This is a genomic window from Rahnella inusitata (assembly GCF_965118895.1).
GTDB lineage: Bacteria > Pseudomonadota > Gammaproteobacteria > Enterobacterales > Enterobacteriaceae > Rahnella > Rahnella inusitata_A.
Map to the genome: position 1 here is coordinate 507221 of NZ_CBCPJJ010000009.1, position 18571 is coordinate 525791.

19 protein-coding genes and 1 pseudogene are annotated in these 18571 nt (G+C 55.4%); 8 read left to right on the plus strand and 12 right to left on the minus strand.

Features of this window, described 5'->3' with window-relative positions; translation table 11 throughout:
• Positions 1-47: 47 nt before the first annotated feature.
• From ACMHLI_RS10280 to ACMHLI_RS10295, 4 genes are read left to right on the plus strand one after another with little or no spacing between them, the layout of a single operon-like run.
• Positions 48-962, plus strand: coding sequence for an ABC transporter substrate-binding protein (locus ACMHLI_RS10280; protein ID WP_413529534.1), 915 nt, complete (start codon positions 48-50; stop codon positions 960-962).
• Between the two features lie 60 nt (positions 963-1022).
• On the plus strand, positions 1023-2192 hold the full coding sequence (locus ACMHLI_RS10285; protein WP_413529369.1) for an ABC transporter permease: 1170 nt from the start codon (positions 1023-1025) through the stop codon (positions 2190-2192).
• A complete protein-coding gene (locus ACMHLI_RS10290; protein WP_413529370.1) occupies positions 2189-3133 on the plus strand; it encodes an ABC transporter ATP-binding protein in 945 nt (314 codons plus the stop codon). Before ACMHLI_RS10285 ends, ACMHLI_RS10290 begins: the two co-directional genes overlap by 4 nt.
• Positions 3130-3888, plus strand: a complete 759-nt coding sequence (locus tag ACMHLI_RS10295; RefSeq protein WP_413529371.1) for an ABC transporter permease — start codon at positions 3130-3132, stop codon at positions 3886-3888. The genes ACMHLI_RS10290 and ACMHLI_RS10295 overlap by 4 nt, the downstream gene beginning before the upstream one ends.
• 78 nt (positions 3889-3966) lie before the next feature.
• Here the strand turns inward: ACMHLI_RS10295 and ACMHLI_RS10300 are convergent.
• A pseudogene (locus ACMHLI_RS10300) lies at positions 3967-4068 on the minus strand (hypothetical protein); the annotation flags it as partial.
• Positions 4069-4292: 224 nt separating this feature from the next.
• Between ACMHLI_RS10300 and yedA the strand changes: the two are divergent.
• Positions 4293-5207 (plus strand): drug/metabolite exporter YedA, encoded by a 915-nt coding sequence (gene yedA, locus ACMHLI_RS10305; RefSeq protein ID WP_413529372.1) that lies wholly within the window; start codon positions 4293-4295, stop codon positions 5205-5207.
• Between the two features lie 4 nt (positions 5208-5211).
• Here the strand turns inward: yedA and ACMHLI_RS10310 are convergent, their stop codons facing one another.
• The 9 genes from ACMHLI_RS10310 to ACMHLI_RS10350 form a co-directional block, all read right to left on the minus strand.
• The gene (locus tag ACMHLI_RS10310; RefSeq protein ID WP_413529535.1) at positions 5212-5715 is read right to left on the minus strand and encodes a DUF3833 domain-containing protein; all 504 of its coding nucleotides are present in this window, start codon (positions 5713-5715) and stop codon (positions 5212-5214) included.
• A 67-nt stretch (positions 5716-5782) separates the two neighbouring features.
• Positions 5783-6310: a chalcone isomerase family protein gene (locus ACMHLI_RS10315; protein WP_413529373.1), complete on the minus strand. Its 528-nt coding sequence runs from the start codon at positions 6308-6310 to the stop codon at positions 5783-5785.
• The gene (locus ACMHLI_RS10320) at positions 6307-6798 is read right to left on the minus strand and encodes a DUF2878 domain-containing protein (protein WP_413529374.1); all 492 of its coding nucleotides are present in this window, start codon (positions 6796-6798) and stop codon (positions 6307-6309) included. Before ACMHLI_RS10320 ends, ACMHLI_RS10315 begins: the two co-directional genes overlap by 4 nt.
• The gene (locus ACMHLI_RS10325) at positions 6795-8027 is read right to left on the minus strand and encodes a class I SAM-dependent methyltransferase (RefSeq protein WP_413529375.1); all 1233 of its coding nucleotides are present in this window, start codon (positions 8025-8027) and stop codon (positions 6795-6797) included. Before ACMHLI_RS10325 ends, ACMHLI_RS10320 begins: the two co-directional genes overlap by 4 nt.
• A gap of 2 nt (positions 8028-8029) precedes the next feature.
• Positions 8030-8746: a DUF1365 domain-containing protein gene (locus tag ACMHLI_RS10330; RefSeq protein ID WP_413529376.1), complete on the minus strand. Its 717-nt coding sequence runs from the start codon at positions 8744-8746 to the stop codon at positions 8030-8032.
• Complete coding sequence (locus ACMHLI_RS10335) at positions 8743-10104, minus strand: NAD(P)/FAD-dependent oxidoreductase (protein WP_413529377.1); 1362 nt, start codon at positions 10102-10104, stop codon at positions 8743-8745. The genes ACMHLI_RS10330 and ACMHLI_RS10335 overlap by 4 nt, the downstream gene beginning before the upstream one ends.
• 1 nt (position 10105) lies before the next feature.
• Positions 10106-10822 carry an SDR family NAD(P)-dependent oxidoreductase gene (locus tag ACMHLI_RS10340; protein WP_413529378.1) on the minus strand — a complete coding sequence of 239 codons (717 nt, stop codon included), beginning with the start codon at positions 10820-10822 and terminating at the stop codon, positions 10106-10108.
• Positions 10822-11274 (minus strand): nuclear transport factor 2 family protein, encoded by a 453-nt coding sequence (locus ACMHLI_RS10345; RefSeq protein WP_413529379.1) that lies wholly within the window; start codon positions 11272-11274, stop codon positions 10822-10824. Before ACMHLI_RS10345 ends, ACMHLI_RS10340 begins: the two co-directional genes overlap by 1 nt.
• On the minus strand, positions 11274-12107 hold the full coding sequence (locus tag ACMHLI_RS10350) for a MerR family transcriptional regulator (protein ID WP_413529380.1): 834 nt from the start codon (positions 12105-12107) through the stop codon (positions 11274-11276). Before ACMHLI_RS10350 ends, ACMHLI_RS10345 begins: the two co-directional genes overlap by 1 nt.
• Positions 12108-12284: 177 nt before the next feature.
• On the opposite strand from ACMHLI_RS10350, the gene ACMHLI_RS10355 reads away from it, so the two are divergent.
• Together ACMHLI_RS10355 and ACMHLI_RS10360 are read left to right on the plus strand one after the other, a co-directional pair.
• Entirely contained in the window at positions 12285-12854 is a 570-nt protein-coding gene (locus ACMHLI_RS10355) for a helix-turn-helix domain-containing protein (RefSeq protein ID WP_413529381.1), read from the plus strand.
• Between the two features lie 27 nt (positions 12855-12881).
• Positions 12882-13418, plus strand: coding sequence for a GNAT family N-acetyltransferase (locus ACMHLI_RS10360; RefSeq protein WP_413529382.1), 537 nt, complete (start codon positions 12882-12884; stop codon positions 13416-13418).
• A gap of 688 nt (positions 13419-14106) precedes the next feature.
• Here the strand turns inward: ACMHLI_RS10360 and ACMHLI_RS10365 are convergent.
• Complete coding sequence (locus tag ACMHLI_RS10365) at positions 14107-16092, minus strand: DUF4034 domain-containing protein (protein ID WP_413529383.1); 1986 nt, start codon at positions 16090-16092, stop codon at positions 14107-14109.
• A 778-nt stretch (positions 16093-16870) separates the two neighbouring features.
• Between ACMHLI_RS10365 and ompC the strand changes: the two genes are divergently transcribed.
• Entirely contained in the window at positions 16871-17998 is a 1128-nt protein-coding gene (gene ompC, locus ACMHLI_RS10370; RefSeq protein ID WP_112167089.1) for a porin OmpC, read from the plus strand.
• A 163-nt stretch (positions 17999-18161) separates the two neighbouring features.
• Here the strand turns inward: ompC and ACMHLI_RS10375 are convergent, their stop codons facing one another.
• A complete protein-coding gene (locus ACMHLI_RS10375; protein ID WP_056778417.1) occupies positions 18162-18548 on the minus strand; it encodes a helix-turn-helix domain-containing protein in 387 nt (128 codons plus the stop codon).
• Positions 18549-18571: the final 23 nt, after the last annotated feature.

Sequence of the window (18571 nt, forward strand, 5' to 3'; positions counted from 1 at the left end):
CTAAAAAATCAAAAAGAGGACTGACCATGACTGCATTAACAGGGCGTATGCGGGGGCTGACCGCAGCAATGCTGGCGCTGTCGGCGATGAGCTTCACCGCGCATGCGGCGGATGAGACGGTGCGTGTGGGATCGAAAATTGATACCGAAGGCTCGCTGCTCGGTAACCTCATCATTCAGGTGCTGGAAGCCAACGGCATCAAGACCACCAATAAACTGCAACTGGGGACGACGAAGGTCGTGCGCGGGGCGATCACCGCCGGTGAGATTGATATCTACCCGGAATACACTGGTAACGGCGCGTTCTTCTTCTCTGACGATAAAGATCCCGCGTGGAAAAATGCCCAGGCCGGTTTTGATAAAGTCAAAAAGCTTGATTACGACCAGAATAAAATCGTCTGGCTCGATCCGTCTCCGGCGAATAATACCTGGACTATCGCGGTACGTAACGACGTGGCGAGCGCCCATGGCCTGAAATCCCTTGCCGATTTGGGCAAATACATCAGCACCGGCGGCGATTTCAAACTGGCGGCGTCGGCGGAATTTATCGAACGCCCGGATGCTTTACCGGCGTTTGAAAATGCCTACGGTTTCAAGCTGAATCAGGCGCAGTTGCTGTCTTTAGCGGGGGGTGATACCGCGGTGACCATCAAAGCTGCGGCGGAGAAAACCTCCGGCGTCAATGCGGCAATGGCCTATGGCACGGACGGCCCGGTGGCGGCGCTCGGCCTGCAAACGCTGGAAGATCCGAAAGGTGTCCAGCCGATCTATGCGCCTGCGCCAATCATTCGTGAAGCGGCACTGAAAGCGCATCCGAACATTCCAGCGTTGCTCAAACCGGTCTTTGCCTCTCTGGATACCAAAACGCTGCAAACGCTGAATGCGAAAATTGCGGTCGGCGGCCAGGATGCGAAGAAAGTCGCGGCGAAGTATTTGCAGGAAAAGGGTTTCGTTAAAAAATAATCGGGCAGTGACGCCCTGAGCACGATCTGCGGATCGTGCTCACCGGACTCAGGTACTGTTTTGACTCATCACTCATTCGTCAAAAACCGCGTGTTGTTAACGCTGGTTTTGCTGCTATTGCTGGCCGGATACGGTCTGGCATTTCTCAGCCATGCGCCGAACCGGCTGGTCTCGGGGCAGGGCATTCCTTTATCGACGCTGCTGCACGGTTATTCCACGCTGATTATTCTGCCCGCCCTGTTACTGCTGGCGGCGGCTTTCCTGACCTTGTATGGAAAGAATCATCTGCTGGTGATGCTGCTGGCGGAAATCCTGCTGACCGCGCTGGTGTGGCTGGCCGGGCACAGTGCGGTCCAGCTGGCCGGCGGCGATGAAGACAGCATTGCTCGCACGTCCCTCGGAGGCGGTTTCTGGGCGGCAGCGGCGCTGTGCCTGCTGATCGCCTCCGACGCCATCTCCCGTTTTACCCGCAATCACAGCCTGCGTATCGTGCTAAACGTGCAGATGATTTTGCCGGTGGTTGTGCTGCTGGCATATGGCCAGCTGGCCGAACTCTCGTTGTTAAAAGAATACGATAACCGTTCCGATGTGTTTAATGACGCGGTCTGGCAGCATCTGGGCATTTTGTTTGGCACGTTGCTGCCTGCGGTGCTGATCGGCCTGCCGGTCGGATTACTGTGTCATCGCAACCCGCGCTGGCGTGGGCCGGTGCTGTCGGTGCTCAATATCATTCAGACCGTGCCGTCGATTGCGCTGTTTGGTTTGCTGCTCGCACCGCTGGCCGGGCTCGCCAGAGCGCTGCCGTGGCTGGCAGAGCATGGGATCAGCGGCATCGGGCTGGCACCCGCGATTATCGCACTGGTGCTGTATTCCCTGTTGCCGCTGGTGCGTGGCGTGATAGCCGGGCTGGAGTCGGTGCCGGAAGCGGTGATCGAATCCGCACGCGGTATGGGCATGAACCGCGGGCAGATCTTTTTGCGCGTGCAGTTGCCCATCGCCTTGCCGGTTATTCTCACCGGTATCCGCATCGTGGCGGTACAAACCGTGGGTATGGCGATGGTCGCAGCGCTGATAGGCGCGGGCGGTCTGGGGGCCATCATGTTTCAGGGATTACTCAGCAGCGCGCTGGATTTAGTGCTGCTCGGTGTTATCCCTGCGGTGCTGATGGCGGTGGTCGTCGACAGCGTCTTTAAATTCGCAGTCTCAATACTGGAAACCTCACGCAGATGATTCATTTCAAGCAGGTAAGCAAACACTTTGCCGGAAAAGCGGTCGTGCGTGACCTGACGCTGGAAATGGCCAAAGGCGAATTTACCGTGCTGATCGGCACTTCCGGCTCGGGTAAATCCACCACGTTGAAAATGATCAACCGGCTGGTGGAGCACGATCGCGGGGAAATTCTCTTCGCCGGTGAACCTATCGAAAAATTCCGTGCACAGGATTTACGCCGCCGGATGGGGTACGCGATCCAGTCGATCGGCCTGTTCCCGCACTGGACGGTGGAAGAGAACATCGCCACCGTACCGCAGCTGTTGAAATGGCCGAAGACCAAAATCCGCGACCGCGTCACCGAACTGCTGGAGTTGCTCAATCTCGATCCCAAACAGTTCCGTCATCGCTATCCGCATCAGCTTTCCGGCGGCCAACAGCAGCGTGTCGGCGTGGCGCGCGCGCTGGCGTCTGATCCGGAAGTGTTGCTGATGGATGAACCTTTTGGCGCACTTGATCCGGTGACCCGCGCGACGTTGCAGGAAGAGGTCGCGCGGATCCATAAAATAACTCACCGCACGATTGTGCTGGTGACGCACGATATCGATGAAGCACTGGCGCTGGCCGACCGCATCGTGCTGCTCAACGACGGGCAGGTGGTGCAGCAGGGCACACCGCTGGAATTGCTGACCAAACCGGCGACGTCGTTCGTGCGTGATTTCTTTGGCGGCAGCGATATGGGTATCCGTTTGTTGTCGTTGCAGGAAGTGGGATCGCGTACGCGCCACGGTGAGCTTTACGACGGCAGCCAAAAACCACTGGTGGCGTCAATGAGCCTGAGTCAGGCGTTGTCGAAATTTGTCGCGCAGCAGGTTCAGCACCTGCCTGTCATCGACGAAGACGGACAGCCCCTCGGCGTGCTGCATTTTGCCGATCTGACCGCACCAAGGAGCGAGGCATGAAACACGGTTTTCGACGGTTTATCACCGACCCGTTACCCTGGCTTTTTGCCGTGTTGCTGGCGCTCATCTTCGGCATGACGTCGCTCGGCGGGGTGTTTCACTGGATGTTTCCTGAGCTCAGCCGCCCGGTTTATCAGCAGGAAAGCTTTGCCTCACTGGTGCAGGCGCATCTGTTGCTGGTCGGAGTGTCGAGCCTGATTGCGGTGGTGATCGGGGTGGCGGCGGGCGTTGGCGTCACGCGCCCGGCGGGGAAAGAATTCCGCTCACTGGTCGAAACGCTGGTGGCGATGGGGCAGACCTTTCCGCCGGTCGCGGTGCTTGCCGTGGCGGTGCCGGTCATGGGATTTAGTGAAAAACCGGCGATTATTGCGCTGGTGCTGTACGGCTTGCTGCCGATTTTACAGGGGACGATTGCCGGTATTGAATCGGTCTCTCCCTCGGCGCGCGAGATAGCGCAGGGCGTTGGGATGAGTCGCTGGCAGATGCTGCGTAAAGTGGAAATCCCGCTGGCGGCACCGGTTATTATCGCCGGGATCCGCACGTCGGTTATCATCAATATCGGTACCGCGGCGATCGCTTCAACCGTCGGCACATCCAGCCTGGGTTCGCCAATTATTATCGGCCTGAGTGGCTTTAACACCGCTTATGTATTGCAGGGCGCGGTGATTGTTGCGCTGTTGGCGATTTGCGTGGATATGCTGTTCGAACGCTGGAGCCGCTGGTTACATCGCTGGCAGCAGCGGTCGGCGGAGTGATCAGTTCGCGGAAGCGGAAGATGACGGCGCGGGAACGATGGAAGGGGCGTCGTTGTCGTTTGCCGGTTTGGCGTCATCCTGAATCACGACGGCGTAACCCGCGACCATCACACCGCCAATCGCGCCAATCGCCATCAGACCAAACAGCGCGATAAATAATTTTTTGCCAAGCGAATTCATGTTTCTTACCTCAAAAATATCAGCCCCGAATTATAAGTCCTTTGCGGCTACGGGCAACATACTATTCATGCGATGACTACTTTATCCCCCACGCTGCGTCATTTTTTGTCATATGCAGACATTTTTTAACAACATTTTGTCGCGATCGCACAGAATTCCTTGCCGTTAATCAGAGCAATAGCGTTAACTGTCTGCCTTCGTTATCACGCTAATAAGTTACTTCTATGCCTTCTGCTTCGCGTTCTCTGTTGCCGTTAATCGCTGCATTATTTGCGCTGTATTTTATCTGGGGCTCTACCTATTTTGTGATCCGCGTAGGGGTGGAAAGCTGGCCGCCGCTGATGATGGCCGGTCTGCGTTTCTTTGTCGCCGGATGTGTACTTTTTACGTTTCTGATGCTGCGCGGGCATAAATTCCCGAGCCTGAAACAGTGGCTCTCTGCCGCTGCGGTGGGGATTTTGCTGCTTTCCGTGGGCAATGGTCTGGTGACCGTCGCCGAACATATGCAGGTGCCGTCTGGTATCGCGGCGGTGATGGTGGCGACGGTGCCGCTGTTTACGCTGTGCTTTAGCCGTCTGTGGGGGATGCCAAACAGCCGTCTGGAATGGACGGGCGTCGGCATCGGCCTGTTCGGCATTGTGCTGCTCAATACCGGCAGCAATCTGGAAGGAAATCCGTGGGGCGCCGCGCTGATTTTGCTGGCGTCTTTGAGCTGGGCATTCGGTTCGGTGTGGAGTTCGCGTCTGACTCTGCCGGTCGGCTTGATGGCGGGTGCGGCGGAAATGATCGTCGCTGGCGTGGTGTTGCTCATCGCCAGCCAGCTGAGTGGCGAGCATCTGAGCGCGACGCCCTCGCTGAACGGTTTTCTGGCGCTGGGGTATCTGATTGTGTTCGGCTCGATGATTGCCATCAGTGCCTACATGTTCCTCTTGAAAACCGTACGTCCGGCCCTTGCCACCAGCTACGCCTACGTGAACCCGATCGTCGCGGTACTGCTCGGCATCGGGTTTGCCGGAGAATCCCTTTCGCCGGTCGAATGGGTGGCGTTAGGGATTATCCTGTGCGCAGTGCTGCTGGTCACGCTGGGCAAATTCGTCTTCGGGCGCAGGAAGACGGTGATTAAAGAGGTGAAGGTATAAGCTTTTACTTCTTCTCAAAGAACAGCGTTACCCGCGCCACTTCGACGCCGAATTTTTTCAGCGACGTGACGTTAAACAGATGCTGTTCGTCCTGCTGATAAATCCAGTCGTCGAAGGTCAGGCGGTAGGTACTGCCGCCTGATTTAACGTCCATCACGTAATTCCAGTTAAACGCGTTGCCTGCCGACTGGCCTTTTGCGGTGCCGATGATATCGCCTGCGGTGCCGGTATAGGTGCCATCGGCGAGTTTGCGGATGTGCCAGACGCGGGTTTGTTTCTCACCGTCGTCATACACAAAATCTTCGTGCAGCGTCAGCGTATCGGCCACCACGTCACCGCGAATTTTCACTGCGAAGCGCCGCGTTTGTTTGTGGGTGTAATCCTGCACCATGCCGTAGGCGACGCTGTCGCCTTTGAAATAGGTGAAGATATCCAGCTTCGGCTGCGTTTGTGCGTAATCTTTAATGTCTGCGCTGCAACTGGTGAGTAACAGCACGCAAGCCGCCATCAGACCGAGAAACCCTTTGCGTAAAACAGAATGTGAAACGGTCATAAAACCTCCGGTCGGATTAAAGTTAATCTGACGCCGATGCGCCGATCAGTTTGCTGCGTAAGTCAGGATACTGCGTGGCGGGCGAGAGCCAGATCGCCATAAAAGCGTCGCGAAATTCAGGGCTGAATGCCTCACCGATCGGCGCGATTATTGCGCTGTTGGCTGCACGGCTGTAGAACTGGCCACCAGACTTCGTCGCCAGAAAAACGATTTCGCTGCCGTTGCTGACGTCCGGCCACGTTTTTCCGACAGCCTCCAGCCAGCCGTTCTTCTGCGCGTCACTTTCCATGCCCAGTTTCTGCCACTGTTCTTCAGTGGCTTTGGTCAGTTCCTGACTGTCGATGCTGCGCAAATATTCAATGGACAGCGCCTGCGGCCATTTCTGCGCCTGATATTTTCCATCGGGCGTCAGTAGTGACGAGTTGTACACCTCGAACGGTCCCCAACTCAGGGTGGCGCGGCCAACCTGTTGCCACTGCGCCCAGGGCGTTGAGGCGAAGGCAGAAAAGGAAAACATCAGCGCCAGAGCGGCGGTCAGCAGGTTTTTCATTGCTTTCTCCTGTTGAGCATAACTGGCAGGCTGATGAGTGGCAGAAAAATCGCCCAGCCCGCGGCCATCAGCAGCCAGACGTAAGACGGTGAGGCCAGAAGGTTCATCGCGCCGAGCCGCATACCCAGGTAATACGCCAGCGGACCGCTGACCGCGCCGAGAGGAATCAGCCAGTACCACGTCAGGCGAAGATGCCCGAGAAGCCACAGCCACCACGCGCTGAACCCCAGCCACAGCGCCATCATCCACGGCGGAACGCCCGTCGAACCGGTGAATTCAAACAGCCCGAGAATGCACCACAGCGAATCCAGAATAATGCCCAGCGAACAGACCACCGCCACCCACAAACGGCGACGCGACGGCGTAAACGCCAGCATCAGAAAACTGCTGATCAGCAGCAGCACAATAAATCGCTCGCGCCCCCACACGGCCAGCGTCCACCAGGCATCGAAGCCCAGCGTCAGCAGCCAGAAGCGCAGGGAATTCATGTGCGTCGCTCGGCGATCAGCTGAACGGTGCTGATGGTGCGGGCGCGGAATCCGGCTTCGCAGTAGCACAGGTAAAACAGCCACAGGCGACGGAAACGCTCGTCCTGCGCGCCCTCGTGCTGTGCGTTCCAGTAGCGCTGCACGCGTTCACGCCACTCGTGCAAGGTGCGGGCGTAATCGAAACCGATATCGAACAGATCCCGCACCACCAGCCCGGTGCAGCGGGTCATGGTGTCATTCATGGCAGTGATGGAGGGCAGAAAACCGCCGGGGAACACGTAGCGTTGAATGAAATCGACGTTGCGGCTGTACGAGGCGTAACGCTGGTCGGCAATGGTGATGGCCTGAATCGCCATGCGTCCGTTAGGTTTGAGCAGGGCGTTGCAGCGTTTGAAGAAGGTTTTCAGATAGCGTTTGCCAACCGCTTCGATCATCTCGATCGAAACCAGCTTGTCGAACTGTCCGCGCAGGGCGCGATAGTCTTCGAACAGTACGGTGACGCGGTCGGTTAATCCGGCTTTTTCGATGCGCTGACAGGCGAATTCGTACTGCTCGCGGGAAATGGTGGTGGTGGTGACCTGGCAGCCGTATTCGCGCGCGGCGAATTCTGCCATCGCGCCCCAGCCGGTGCCGATTTCCAGCAAATGATCGCCCGCATGCAATTGCAACTGATCGCACAGACGGCGCATTTTCGCTTCCTGAGCCTGTTCCAGCGTCATCTGGGGTTCCTGATACCAGGCAGAAGAATAGAGCATCTTCTCATCAAGAAAGCCCTGATAAAAATCGTTGCCAAGATCATAGTGCGCAGAAATATTTTTGCGCGCCTGCGACGGGCTGTTGCGGCGAAAGAAGTGGATCAGGGTGTTGACCGGCGCAGTGACCCAGCTCAGACGGGCTTCGAGCTTATCGACCAGCTTGAGGTTTTCAGCCAGCAGTTGCAGTACGGTGGTCAGATTGGGCGTCGTCCAGTCGCCGTCAATGTAACTTTCCCCGGCAGCGATGCTGCCGCCGAGTAACACCCGACGGTAGGCGCGCGGAGTATGTACCTCGATTTCACCCTGCAAGGGCGCCGCCGGGTCACCAAAAAAGAGGGCATTTTCACCGGCTTCCCGCAGGGTCAGGCCGGCACCATCCAGCTGTTTTAAAACGCCGAGAATCAGTGCGCGTGCAGCCTTGCTGCGCCGGTTAGTCGCCCCATCGCGGGCGAGTTGCACTTCGGGTTGGCTCATGGTCAGTCCTTATCAACAGGAGGATGCGAATAAATCGGTGCCCGTTTCAGCCACAGTTTCACGGCCTGCCAGTAAATGGTCAGGGCGGTTTTTGCGGTCATCAGGGGCAGTCGCCACAATTGCCTGCGCAGCGCCTCGCGGGTAAGCGGGAGCGCTTTGAGCGACAGAGTGGCATCGAATTCACGTTCTTTGCGGTGATTTTCGATTGTGATGTGTAACTCTTTTCCCGGAGGTGTCAGCCGCCAGTGATAGACCATGTCCATCGGATTGAAGGGCGACACATGAAAGGCTTTTGGCACGGGCTGCGAGCCGTCGGGAACGACGGCGTAAGTGTGGCGTTCGTTCCACGGTGTGTTACGCACCTCGGCCAGCATCCAGCGCAAAACTCCAGTTTTGTCATAAAGGTAGTAAAAATTAACCGGATTGAAATAACAGCCGAAATAACACAGCTGACACAGCAACATCACGCGGCCATCGGGGCGTTCCCCGGTCAGTTCGGCAATTCTGTTCTGCGCTTTGGTTTTGATGTCACCACCGCCGAGATAATCTTTGCGGCGAAAGCTGGCGGCGGAAAATCTTTCCAGTTTGATGCCGACGGCGGGCAGCTGCTCCAGCTCGTCGAGATCAATCAGCGGCATAAAAATGTCGTAGTCGAAGCGATGCTCAACCGGCGTAAACCGGCGATGGCGCACCGTGCCGACGTACAGCGTGCTGTTCATGACATTTCCAGCACAGCGGGCGTTTGTTGTTCAGCTTCGCGTTGCAGCTGCAAATCCAGTTGTTCGACCACGTCGCGGGCGCTGTTCACGCCATCTTCATGAAAGCCGTTATACCAGTACGCGCCACAAAACCAGGTGCGGTGATGGCTATTGATGCGAAAACGCTGCTGCTGCGCGTGATGGCTGGCCAGATTCAGCACCGGATGCATGTAGGTTGCGCGAAACAGCACTTTGCTTTCGTCAATCGGCGAAAGCGGATTGAGCGAGACGCAGAACGTCTGCGCTGCTTCCAGCCCCTGCAAAATATTCATGTTATAGGTCACGCTGGCGCGGCGGGTGTGCGCCGGGCTGGTATCGCGCATATCGGCACGGGAAGAAGATTTCAGCGAGTTGGGCAACTGATAGTTCCAGCTCGCCCACGCCCGTTTTTCACGCGGCAGCAGACGGGTGTCGGTGTGCAGGATAACGTCGTTGGCCTGATACGGCAGTGCGCCGAGAATTGCACGTTCTTCCGCCGTGGCGCTGTCACCTAAAATCGCCAGCGCCTGATCGGAATGGCAGGCGAAAATCACCTGATCAAATGTTTCCTCGCCGCGCGTGGTGGAGTGAAGCGTCACTTTGCCCGTGGTGCGGGTGATTTTGGTCACCGGCGTGTTCGTGCGAAGCGTCACGCGGCGCGGCAACTTTTCCTGCATCCGGCGAATGTATTCCCGCGAGCCGCCCGGCACGACCATCCACTGCGGACGGTTGGCCACATCGAGCAGGCCATGGTTGTCGAAAAACCGCAGAAACATCGACAGCGGGAAATTCGCCATATCGCTCAGGGAAGAGGACCAGATCGCCGCACCCATCGGCAACACGTAGTGAAGGGCGAAAAACGGCGTGAAACCGTTCTGATCGAGCAAATCGGCCAGCGTATCTTCGTCGTTGTGCGCATTGAGCAGACGCGCTTTGCACAGTTTATTGAAGCGCAGAATTTCGCGAATAAATCGCCAGAACTGCGGCTTAAGCAGGTTGCTCCGCTGAGCAAACAGGCTGTTGAGCGAATGGCCGTTATACTCCAGTCCGCTCACCGGATTGCGTACCGAGAAACTCATTTCGGTCGGCTGTCCTTCAATGCCCAGCTCTTTCAGCAAAGCAATGAAATGGGGATAAGTCCGGGTGTTATAGACAATAAAACCGGTGTCGATGGCGTACGTTTTACCGTCGCAAACCACGTCCTGCGTGGCGGTATGCCCGCCCGGCGTCGCTGCAGATTCAAATACGGTGATTTCTGCATCAGGCTGGCGCTGTGCCAGTAACCACGCACAGCTCAGGCCGGAAATACCGCTGCCGACGATCGCCACTTTTGTTGTCATGTTATCTCACCATTTTTCGGCTTAACCATTTTTGAATGCTGACCGGCAGCAGCGAGGCGACCTTCAGTAAGCGGGCAAAAAGTGGCGGGAAGGCAATTTCACTGGCACCGTGTGCCAGCTTTTTACGAATATGTGCCGAGGCCTGACGGACGGTCACCATCATCGGCATCGGGAAGTCATTACGTGAAGTGAGGGGCGTGTCGACAAAGCCCGGCTGGATCAGCGAAACGTGGATGTTCCGCGCTATCAGGTCGACCGACAGCGAACGGGCGAAATACGCCAGTGCCGCTTTGGATGCGCCATAAGCTTCAGCGCGCGGGAACGGCAACAATGAGGCGGTGGAACCGACCAGTGCGACGCGGCTGCCCGCCGCTAAGCCCGGCAGCAGGGCATCGAGACAGTTAACCGGCCCCACAAAATTGGTGCTGATGACCCGCGCGACTTTTTCAGCCTCAACCACGCCATTATCCAGATACTCACAGGTTCCGGCGCAGAGGATGATTAAATCCGCTGTCACGCCCCGTAATGCCTGACGTGTTTCATCCAAATCCGTAATATCAAAACGCAGCGGAATAATCAGAGGGCTGTGGGCGGCCACGCCGTCGAGTTTGGCGGCGTCGCGCCCGCAGGCGGTCACTTCCCAGCCTTCATCGGCGTAATCCTGCGCCAGTTGCTGACCGATACCCGAACTGGCACCGGTAATCAGTACGCGGCGCATTATTTCAACCTGGCTTTAATGGCGCGGACGGCACCGCCGAGCATGGGGACGTGCTCGTAAATCATGGCACCAAGATCGTAATAATCGCGCTGATAGATGATACGGTTTTCCGCCAGGCGCAAATGACTGGCGCCGTTAAGCGACATCGCGTGGCCTTTTTTCAATGACGGATGGGAATACTCCATCCGCCAGAATAACGACGCTTCATCGCCATGAACCAGCGCAGGCTGAATATCAAAGCGGCAGTAGTTCACTTTTTTGAGCAGTTGCGCGAAGTAACGCTCCAGCGCGTCGACGCCGTCGTAATGCGATACCGGATCGATAAACACCACGTGAGGATGATAGATGCGCGAAAGCTGCGGGAGCAGGCTCGTATCCAGATGACGGTAAAAGTCGCAGAGTCGCGTCAGAACGTCGGCGGACAGGGGAGGTTCAGGAAAATGTTTAATCATTATTTTTCCTTAAATTTGTGTATCGGGACGATGGTCGGATCATCGAAAGGAACGTCTTCTGCCTCCTCCTGACTGCCTGCCTCCGCTGCCAGCAACACCGAGGCGCTGCCAAGCAAAGTGATCGTAAGCCCTTGTTCCACCCACTGCGCCATCCGCAAACGCTCAATCTGCGTCAGTTTTCCTTCGGCCCACACATAAATCAGATCGCACAACAGATTGTCTAAATGTGGATCTTCGAGCGGCGCGGGCAAAACTTCCACCTGCATCCCTTCTTCGCAACGCACTATCGCTTCCAGCCACAGTTCTGCGGTGTCGATGACGCCCCAGCCCAGCACAACAGCCCGCATACCCGGCCGTTTACGGGCGGCATTCATGCACATCACCGCGTGCTCAATCACTAAACCGTCAAACAGGCTGCGCAAGGTACGCAACCGGTGATCGCCGGGGTTAAGGCGTGCACGCAGGGGGCGGAAAACGTTATTGACCAGCGCTGCGGCCGGATATTCGCGCCCCAGTTCGGTTATCACCTGACGCACTTTCTGGCTCTGGCCTTTTTGCAGCGCGGTCAGCAGCCGGTGTTCGGATTCTGACCAGTCGCCGGATATTGCCTCGACTTTGCCTTCGAGCAGAGATTTGACCTGACCGACCGGAATGCCGCGTTCTATCCAGCCAAGGATGGTGCGGATGGTGTCAAGATCGTCTTCATTAAACAGCCTGTGGCCGCCTTCGGTGCGCTGCGGTTTAAGCAGACCATAACGGCGTTGCCACGCGCGGAGCGTGACCGGATTGATACCACAAATGCGAGCAACCTCGCCGATGCTGTAAAGTGACATTCGCTACCCAAATATTCATAAGACTAATGTTAACTCTAGCGTCTTGGCTCAAAGTTGTACAACTTTATTATTTTTGTACAACTTGGCTAATACTAACGGATTACATTATTTTAACTTGCCAGTTTCCCTGATTAGAGATAATTTCCCTTTATTGAGAATTTATGGATGGGGAAGGGAATGGAAGACGTACAGGATAACCACGATGTACGGCTGGCAGAACGGCTGGCGGAGTTACGCATCGGGCAGGGGTGGTCGCTTGAACAGCTGGCGCAGCGTACCGGGATCAGCCGGGCCACGTTGTCGCGCATCGAACGGGCGGAAACCAGCCCGACGGCGTCGGTACTGGGCAAGCTGAGCGCGGCGTATGGCCTGACGACGTCGAGGCTGCTGATGGCGCTGGAAGACAATCCACCGGAGCTGATTCGCGCCGCGCGGCAGCCGGTCTGGCATGATCGCGAAACCGGTTTCGAACGTCGGTCGGTATCCGCGCCTGCACCGGGTTTTCGCGCTGAACTGATGTGTGGCCGGTTAAAAGCCGGTGCCACCATTGTTTACGATTCCCCGCCGGTTATCGGCCTGGAGCAGCACATCTGGATGCTGGAAGGCGTGCTGGATTTTACGCTGGATTCGCGCTGTTACCGCCTTGAGCCGGGCGACTGCCTGCGATTTCATCTTCACGGTGCATCCTCCTTTTATGTCCCGGGCCCGGCCGATGCGCGCTATGCGATCGTGATCTCCCGTCCTTAATCTCAGTCAGAAATAGGGTGTAACGCTATGCAAAGCGCGAGTGAAATAGTGATCAGTGAAGTGCAGGGTGGTGTGCTACCGGCAGCCGATCTCGATGCCTTAGCGGAGACGCTGATGCAGTCGGTTGCGCTGGGTGCGAGTATTGGTTTCGTACTGCCGTTTGGGTTTGTACAGGCGCAGGCCTTCTGGCAAAAGCTGTTACCCGCTTTCGAGCGCAAAGAGCGACGTTTGCTGGTGGCACGCCTTGATGGGATTATTGTCGGTACGGTGCAACTGGTGGTCGATCAGCCCGCTAACGGTGAGCATCGCGGTGACGTGGTGAAAATGATGGTGCATCCGGATGGCCGCCGCAAAGGCATAGCCCGTCTGTTGATGGAGCGGGTTGAAACGCTGGCGCGCGAAGCAGGCAAAACGCTGCTGGTGCTGGACACGGTAACCGGCAGCCCTGCGCAGACACTTTACGAAAATCAGGGTTTTACGCTGAGCGGCACGATTCCGCATTACGCGATGTCGACCGGGGGGATTCTGGAGTCAACGAGTGTGATGTATAAGGTGTTGGTTTGAGTGCAGGAGAACACTGCACCCTGGATGCCTAAGTCGGATCGAGAATATTACGGTTTTTGCGTTGCTCTTGGCTGATTTAAAATGGATCGAAAATATTTCGGTTTCTCACGAACAGCGATCACTTACCCGACTGTGCTGAAACCGCCCAAAGAGGGCCAGGACGGGCCCTCTTTGGAATCTCCACGTCTTTTAAAACACGCACTATCGCTGGAACGAAGGACGTGTTCTGTAGCTCCCGCGTGTGGCGCAAAACCCTGCCGCTACGCGGTGCCCTCTCTCGATCCTGAAGCCATAGGTCTTCAGGCCGCTCCGTTCGGCAGGATTTTTTAATCGCGCCATCCCACCATTTTTAAGACAAAACAAATGTGATTTCAGCAAGGTATCTGGTTTTGGAAATGGTCCGAGTGGGTGAAGTTGTAACCTAAAAAGCTCTGGCCGCTTTCAAAAATCACGCCGGAGGGAGAGGTGGAAAACCGCGCGTCTGTTTGCGCGGGTTGTAACCCGACCGGAGGGCACCGCGTAGCGGCGGGATTTTGCGGCAATAACTGTGGCTGCTGAAACAGAGCCGGGATGCATGGCACGTGTTTTGAAGAGTCCGGGATTCTTAAGGGCGGCGACGATAAGCCGTCCTTAAGGCCGGTTTGGGTGGCAACCCAAGGTTTTGACCTTGAAGTTGATTTTAAAGCCGCTATTGCAGCGGCTCCTGCCGAAACACCTGAATCGGATCGCTATCCTCACTTTTCCGCTTATCCTGCCACAAATTCATCCGCGCTCTCAGCGACCCGTTAAGCTCTTCATGAACCTGTCTGGCCGCCTCCGATTCGGGATTCATTTCCAGTACGAACGCCATAAACTGATCTGCGATGTAGCGGTTTTTCTTCACACCTGTCCCAGTCAGCCAGGCCATGCCCAGCGTATAAGCCGCTTCCGCGCGATCCGGGTGTTCGGCATTGTGCAAAATTTCCGGCAGCCAGTGTTCGACAGCCTGACGTTTTTCAGCGTCAGAGCCGTTATCCAGTGCGCAGCTGGCGCGCCAGTAGGCGGCGGATAAGTGTCCGGCGTCCATTGCACGCTGATACCACTGCATTGCCTGTTCGTAATCCGGTTCGCCGCCAAGACCTTCACGCAGGGCGTTGGCACAGGTGAACATCGCCGGGACCATCCCGGAGCGCGCGGCGCTCAGCACGCAATCCATCGCATTGCTGTCATTGTGATACTGAGCCGGAACGTCCTGATGCCAGGTGTTGCGATAGAAAAAGTACAGCTCATAACAATGGATGGCGCTGCCGTGGCGGGCCATCTCGGTCATCAGAAAATGTGCAGCGTCCAGATCGTCGTTGATCGCCATGTCGTGCGCCAGCGTGACCAGATCTTTAGCAGGCTGATCGTCGCCGGATTGCTGCATCAGCGACCACGCGTGATCCATCAACCCGCTGCACAACTCTGGTTTTGCCGGTAAGCCGTATAAGCCGGACTGAAGCGCTGCGGCGGCAAAGGCCACCAGCGTCGAGTTATTGGCCTGACTGAGCGCGCGGGTAAGAAGCTGCGTAAGAACCGGCAAACCTTCTTCATGACCGTTCGCCAGTACCGCGCGGGAAATAAACATCGTGGCGAAATGCCCCGGCATAGCTTGCGAAGAAACGGCAAACAGCTCGTGATAAACGGCTAATCCAGCCTGATCGTCATCCTGCCAGTAGGCGACGCAGATACCTGCCAGATCCAGCAAACGGATACGCGTGGCGGGGTCGAGAGATTGCCCCAGCAGATCAGCCAGACGTTGTTGTAATTCGAAGGCACGCGGCGAGTCGCGATCGGCAATATCGCCAGACAACGCGTCGCACAGGGCGTTCGCGCGAAACTGATTACGTTCTTCTTCGCTGAATTCCGCGCACAACGGGCTGTCGATAATCAGCATCTGCTGCTCGTCGCTGCCGCCCCAGAAGGCGGAATGGAACAGCAGATAGGATTCCATGGTGCCGACGTCGGCATGACGCACCGACATCGCCATGCGCAGCCAGTGATCCACCGCCTCTTCACCGGTTTTACGGGTGTCCTGCAAAGCGGCGGGTAAGGTTTGCGGCCAGTGGGTGGCGGGTTCAAACCCGAGGGCGTGGATGTGCGCGATACCGGCCTGCCAGATTTCATTGCCCTGAATCGAAAACTTTTCATGCAATGGCAACGGGATTTCGCCAGCGAACAGGGATTTCAGCCAATAGGGTTCGCCGAAGCCGCCGCTGAGATTCATCATATGGCGGTAGGCGTGGGTCGGGCGCTGATGCAATTCAATTGCGCGTAAAAAAGCCAGAACGGCGTAGTCGCAGCAAAGCTGTGCGCCCAGCCACTGGTGGTCCTCAACTTCCTGACCGGCCTGCGTCTGACGGATAAGCCAAGCATTTTCATGCCAGACCATACCGAGTAAGACGTGGGCGTGATAGCTCTGCGGGCATTGTTGTGCCCAGTCGCTGAGAATTTCCAGCGGATTGAGGGCAGGAGATTCAGTACCGGTAAACAGCGTCGCCGGGTGCATCAGCAGGCCATAAGCGCTGTGATCGTCAGTCTGGTTCTGCCAGCCACGCATCAGTGACAACAGCCACTCGTCGAGTTTAAGAAAACGGCGGGTTGCCAGCAGCATTCTGGCTTTGGATATGTTGTCGGACTGATCCTGTTGTGGCATGAGTTTCCCTGAACGGTTATGAAGCCTGAACTGTCGGATAAAGAAGGTAATACGTGGCAACGCAGTCTAACGTTGTTGAGTGCGCAGATCAGCGAGATTGCTCTGACTTTGCTTATACTACCGGATCCGTTCCTGAGTGACGAACAAACCCTGCATAATTTATCGGTTAATAATCAGGCTTTATTTCCTTTCAAATTCCTGCATTTAGATATCAGATATTAATAAAATGGTGGTGTGAAATAAGGAGAAAACATGAATTAATTATGGAGGAGGAATGTCAATGTGTGTAATAACCACTGCGAAGTAATATCACCTGCCGTGAGTATTTTTTTAAATCCAAAAAAAAACCGACCACAATGGGTCGGCTGTTGTTTCCACAAAACGGGGAATGAGGGTAATTCAATAACAAATAATGATGATAGCGAGATGAAGTATATATTAATGCTGAGGGTTTGCTTTATCAGTTAGTGCGGTAATTATCTCTATTATTTTATTGATTTTAAAGGGTATTATATAAAATTAGCTTTGCGTGCTTTATTTTAACATAGATAAATAGAGGTAAGTTTACTGTTTTTAAATATTTTGTTACATTTTATCGTATATAAGAAATGTCTTAACTAACTTAGTAGCATTTTCTCTCTGGATTAATAGTAATTATAACCAGAGAATGAATTCGCCATGTCGGGCCAAAAATTAAAAAAGTTTTACCTCAGTAAAAAAGTAAAAACGATACTTTACATTCAGTGGCACGGCTCGACACCTATCGAGGATAAATATAATGAAACTCCGTGTTCTCTCGCTCATGATCCCAGCATTAGTGGTAGCGGGCTCAGCAAGTGCGGCAGAAGTCTATAATAAAGATGGCAATAAACTGGACCTTTACGGTCTGGTTGACGGTTTACACTATTTTTCCAACAACGCCGGTTCTGACGGCGATCAGAGCTACATTCGTTTAGGTTTCAAAGGCGAAACGCAGATCACCGATCAGCTGACCGGCTACGGCCAGTGGGAATATCAGGTTCAGGCCAACCAGGCCGAAAGCTCTGACGACGGCGACCGTGCATTCACCCGTTACGGGTTTGCCGGTCTGAAATTTGGTGATATGGGCTCATTCGACTATGGTCGCAATAACGGCGTGCTGTATGACGTGGCGGCATGGACCGACATGCAGCCTGAGTTCGATGGTTCCACCTACGGCGCGGACCAGTTCCTGTTCCAGCGTACGAACGGCGTAGCCACTTACCGTAACGATAATTTCTTCGGTATGGTCGATGGCCTGCACTTTGCCCTGCAATATCAGGGTAAAAATGACAGCGGCGGTGGTGAACCGGGCACGCGTGATGTGCTGACGCAGAACGGCGACGGTTACGGGATGTCCCTGAGCTACGACATTGGCGCTGGCGTCAGCGTAGCGGGTGCCTTCTTCAACTCTGACCGCACTGACGAGCAAAACTCTGCACCAGGGATCATGGGCGACGGCAAAAAAGCCGAAGGCTATACCGGTGGTTTGAAATATGACGCCAATAACGTCTATCTGGCGGCCATGTTCACACAGGCGTACAACGCGTCCCGCTTCGGTTCTACCGATTCAGAAGCTTACGGTTACGCCAATGAGTCGCAGGCATTTGAAGCCTACGCCAGCTACCAGTTCGACTTCGGTCTGCGTCCGTTCGTGGCGTATAACCAGACTCGCGGCAAAGATTTAGGCACAGACCGTCTGGGTAATAACTACCAGGATCAGGATCTGGTCAAATTCGTCGATCTGGGTGCGACCTATTACTTCAACAAAAACATGTCGGCCTACGTTGACTACAAAATCAACCTGATCGACAGCAGCACCTTCACCGACAACGCCGGTATCAATACCGATGACGTGACGGCGGTCGGTCTGGTTTACCAGTTCTAAGCTTGCCTTTCTCAGACACAGAATGCGTTTAGAATTGTGCAGTAAAGAATGAGCAGTAAAAGAGCGCGGCCATCAATGGCCGCGTTTTTTATGGGCAAGATATGGTGTGAGAACCCCGCTAATCGCCGCCATCGGGCCTAAATGAAATGGGGGGCTGACAGCCTCAGGCTGATTTCTGGTGGATCAAATGCAACGGGGGAGAAACATCGAGTTTGATGTCGGGGTTTTGGCGAAATTCATGAGGCGTAATGTTGAAACGCTTGCGGAACATGTAGGTGAAATGCGACTGCGAGCCGAATCCGAAATCCATCGCGATATCAAAAATCGGTGTTTCACTGCTGCTCAGCTGATAGACAGCGCTCGCCAGACGACGTTCCCTGATGTACTTCCCCAGAGAAATGCCTGTCGATTCCTTGAACAGTTTTTGCATGTGCCAGAGCGAATAGCCTGAGTACTCAGCCAGTTCTTCGAGGTGGATCACGCGGCCAAGGTGGCCTTCGATCCATTTGCTGAGTGCGCTGACGATTGCGAGATGAATGTCTTGAGCCATAACCAGTCTGTATTAATGTCGAA